Consider the following 321-nt stretch of genomic DNA (forward strand, 5'->3'; position numbering starts at 1 on the left):
AGCAGATGCGCGACAAAGCAGAAGTCGTGCTGAACCAGGCGGAGAAGGCCCCGGTCGGCGAGCGGCATGTGCACATGAAGGCGCATATGAACATGCTCGAAGACATCATGAGCCAGCTGCACAACGAGCATCCCGCGCCGAACATGTCTGCCGAAGAGCATCTGGCCTGGATGGAAAAGCATGACAAGTTGGTAGACGACGTACTGGGTCAAATGATTCGAGAGCACAAGTTGATGATGGCCGATAAGGAATGCCATCAGTAAAGATTTCCCCCATCTTCCAGGCCTTTCGTGATTGCTCCTTTGGCCTAGCGGCGCCTCT

The 321-nt window shown here is 54.8% G+C and carries 1 protein-coding gene; it reads left to right on the forward strand.

The window, feature by feature from the left end:
• Positions 1-263, forward strand: a 263-nt coding sequence (locus QWI17_RS06595; protein ID WP_302721742.1) for a hypothetical protein, incomplete at its 5' end; no start/stop codon positions are given.
• Positions 264-321 lie beyond the last annotated feature (58 nt).

Origin of the sequence: Gilvimarinus gilvus (assembly GCF_030518155.1) — a bacterium.
GTDB lineage: Bacteria > Pseudomonadota > Gammaproteobacteria > Pseudomonadales > Cellvibrionaceae > Gilvimarinus > Gilvimarinus gilvus.